Genomic DNA, 3,605 nt, shown 5'->3' on the forward strand with positions numbered 1-3,605 from the left:
TCGCAAGCTCGGGCGTCTCTTCGAGCCGGTGATCGGCCGGCAGCTTCGCCGCCTCCGCCATCGCCTGCGCCCACGCCGCCTTGACGGCATCGTCGGTGCGCGCCTGGTACAGCGCGTAGCCCCAGGCCAGCCGGATCGTCAGCAGCTCCAGCAGCGTATCGTCGCGCTCGCCGTCGAGCTCGGCGGTCCAGCCGATATAGCGCGCATAGGCCGACCAGCCGCCAAGATCGAACAGCGCCCGCACCAGATAGTCCTCGACCGCGCGCGCGGGGATGCCGAGCCGCTCGACGATCAGCCCGATCGCCTGCACCGGATCGGCCGGCAGCTCGGCAACGGACTTCCGGAAGCCGTCGATCCCCATCACCTCGGGATTGCGATCATAGGCCGCCAGCTTCCGCCACGCCGCGTAGGGCTTCAGCTTGCGCACCGGGCTCGGCCAGCTCGCCTGGCCCTCGTCGAAATAGGTGGCGCAGAATGCCGAGATCTCGTCGATCATGAAGGCGACCAGCGACACGTAGCGGTCGCCTTCGGCGAGCCGGTCGAGCACCTCGGCCACCGTCGCGACGACCGCGGGAGGCGACGACGGGCCGGCCTCGGCGCGCGCCTTCTGCTTGAGCGCTTCGACATCGAGGCCCGTCGACGGATGCAGCGCGAGCGCCTGCGCCAGCGCGGCATCGTCGATCCGGCCGTCGTCGAGCGCCTGCCGGTAGTAGGCGCGCGGCATCAACATCCGCGTCCGCACCACGCGCTCGAAGGTCGCGGCCGTCGCGGCGAAGCTCTGCGAGGTGAAGCCGAGGAACGGGTTGACGGCAACGAAGTGCTTGAGCGGCCAGAGCGGCGCGACCCGCTGGCAGGCGCTGTCGATGCGCGCCATCAGCCCGGCATCGGCGGCAGTGTCGATCGGGTCCGTCATCGTCATGGCAAGGGCGGGGGTCATCGGAGATCTCGGATCACGGGTTGGACGGAGCAGAGGTGGAGGAGCGCGGCCACAGCGTCAGCACGAGGCGGTTGGCGAGCGTGTTGAGATAGAGGCCGTTGCGCAGGTGGACGTAAGCGGCGATCCAGAATGGCGCGTCGGCGCGGCGCATCATCTGGTTCTGGAACACGGTGACGGCGGCGAACGAGACCACCACCGCGACCGCGATCAGGATCGGCACCACGCCGTCGACCGGCCGCGATGCGGGGAAGCTGCCGGCCACCAGCCAGGCCATGCCGGCCTGGAGCGCGAAGTACACGATCGCGACACCGGCCGCGGTCACCGCGGCACGGGCGATGACGAAGGCATTCGGCCGCTCGTCGATCGCGTTGGCCATCAGGTGCACCAGCCCCATCAGCAGCACCGCACCGAGCGCGATCTGCGCCGGGTTCGAGCGCAAGGTCATGCCGAAGCCGAGCCCGGTCAGCAGCGCCAGCCCGATCACCGCGACCAGCGCCAGGATCAGCCGGGCCGCGTGCGGCTGGCCGCCGGGGCTCGGCGTCCACGACGCCCGGGCGAGGTCGATGATGCTGCCCGAGGACAGGAAGGCATGCGCCTTGTACAGCGAGTGCGCCACGATGTGCAGCAGCGCCGCGGAGAAGGCGCCGAGGCCGCATTGCAGCAGCATGAAGCCCATCTGGGCGACCGTCGAATAAGCCAGCTGCACCTTCACCGAGGTCTGCGTCAGCATCACCAGCGAGCCGAACAGCGCGGTGGCGCCGCCGACCACCGCGAGCACGTCGAGCGCGGGCGTCGCCAGCAGCAGCACGTCGCTGAGCCTGAGCACCAGGAAGCCGCCGGCATTGATGATGCCGGCATGCAGCAGCGCCGACACCGGCGTCGGCGTCTCCATCACCTCGATCAGCCAGCCATGCAGCGGCAGCTGCGCGGATTTCAGCATCGCCGTGGCCACGATCAGCAGCGCCGCGATCGTGACGAGCGCCGATCCCGCGCCCTCGCCCGCCCGCGCCTGGGCGGCGAGGCTGCCGATCTCCAGGGTGCCGAAGCGGATGTAGAGCAGCAGCGCGGCGATCGCGAGGAAGCCGTCGCCGAGCCGGCTCGCCACGAACTTCTTGCGCGAGGCGCGGATCGCGGCCGGCCTCGTCTCGTAGAACAGCAGCAGCTTGCTGAGCGACAGGCTGGTCGCGACCCAGGCGGCGAGCAGCAGCACCACATTGCCCGCGATCGGCAGCAGCAGCACCGCGGCGAGCGTCAGCAGCAGCCAGCGCGTGAACCGGACCTGGCCCGCATCGCCGTCGAGATAGTTGCGGCTGTAGCGCACGACGACCAGCCCGATGAAGCTGACCAGCACGGACAGGATCGCGCCGAGCGCGTCGAGCTGCAGCGAAAGGCCGAGCCCGTGCGCGCCGAGCAGCGGCGTCCGCCCCGCCCCGAGCACGGCCGCGGCGAGGCTCGCCGTCGTGGCAAGGCCGAAGGCGATGGCCGCGGCGACGATCGCGCGGCGGGCGACGGTCCGGGCGCCGGCATCGGTGCCGGCGAGGGCGGCAAGGCAGAGCGTAAGCGGCGCGAGTGCCGCGAGGCAGGGGAGAAGCTGGGTCATGGCGGCTCGGACGGTTGATCAAATGAGACGATGTCCCTCTCGTCTTAACGGTTCCGGAGCCTTCTTAAAATTTCAATCATTGAACCTGATCGTTATAAAATATAGAACGATCGCCATGCCCCATCTGAACTACCACCACCTGCGCTATTTCTGGATCATCGCCAGCGAAGGCAGCATGAGCCGCGCCGCGCAGCGGCTCAACGTGTCGCCCTCCTCGCTGTCGGTGCAGGTCAAGGCGCTGGAGGATCAGCTCGGCCAGAAGCTGTTCGAGCGCACCGGCCGGACGCTGCAGCTGACCGAGGCGGGCCGCATCGCGCTCGACTATGCCGGCAGCGTGTTCAAGTCCGGCCACGAGCTGATCGAGACGCTGTCGGGGCTGCGCCCGGGACGTCAGCTGCTGCGGGTCGGCGCCGCGGCCAACCTGTCGCGCAATTTCCAGATCGCCTTCCTGAAGCCGCTGATCGGCCGCAGCGATGTCGAGCTGATCATCCGCACCGGCCAGTTCGCGGACCTGCTGGAGCAGCTCGACGCGCACAAGCTCGATCTCGTGCTCGCCAACCATCCGGCGGCCCCGGACACGCGCAGCAATTTCGACAACACGCTGATCGACGAGCAGCGGGTCAGCCTGGTCAGCCGCAAGCCGTCCAAGCCCGCCCGCTTCCGCTTTCCGCAGGATCTGGCGACGGCGCCGGTGATCCTGCCGGGCCGCGGCAGCGCGCTGCGCTCGGCGTTCGACGCGCTGGTCGGATCGAGCGGCATCCGCCCGGTGATCGCCGCCGAGGTCGACGACATGGCGATGCTGCGCCTGATGGCGCGCGAGAGCGGCACCGTGACGCTGGTGCCGTCAATCGTCGTGATCGACGAGTTGCGCTCGGGCGTGCTGGTCGAGCGCGCGCGGCTCGGCGCACTGAAGGAACAGTTCTTCGCGGTGAGCCAGCAGCGCCGCTATCCCAACCCGCTGGTCGCCGAGTTGATCGGATCGCGGTCCAAGAAGGCGGAGTGAGTCTCGCGCCCGTCACGCAGCACGGACGTAGGGTGGGCAAAGGCGCGCCCGACAGCCCTTGCCAA

At 69.5% G+C, this 3,605-nt stretch carries 3 protein-coding genes; 1 reads left to right on the forward strand and 2 read right to left on the reverse strand.

Annotated features, from left to right (window positions below; all coding sequences use genetic code 11):
- Positions 1–937: putative inorganic carbon transporter subunit DabA (locus BRAS3809_RS21425; RefSeq protein ID WP_035657462.1), on the reverse strand; the 937-nt coding region annotated here is incomplete at its 3' end.
- A 13-nt stretch (positions 938–950) separates the two neighbouring features.
- Positions 951–2,537, reverse strand: coding sequence for an NADH-quinone oxidoreductase subunit L (locus BRAS3809_RS21430; protein WP_008964124.1), 1,587 nt, complete (start codon positions 2,535–2,537; stop codon positions 951–953).
- 115 nt (positions 2,538–2,652) lie between these two features.
- Between BRAS3809_RS21430 and BRAS3809_RS21435 the strand changes: the two genes are divergently transcribed.
- Positions 2,653–3,540, forward strand: coding sequence for a LysR family transcriptional regulator (locus BRAS3809_RS21435; protein ID WP_008964125.1), 888 nt, complete (start codon positions 2,653–2,655; stop codon positions 3,538–3,540).
- Positions 3,541–3,605 lie beyond the last annotated feature (65 nt).

Origin of the sequence: Bradyrhizobium sp. STM 3809 (assembly GCF_000239795.1) — a bacterium.
GTDB lineage: Bacteria > Pseudomonadota > Alphaproteobacteria > Rhizobiales > Xanthobacteraceae > Bradyrhizobium.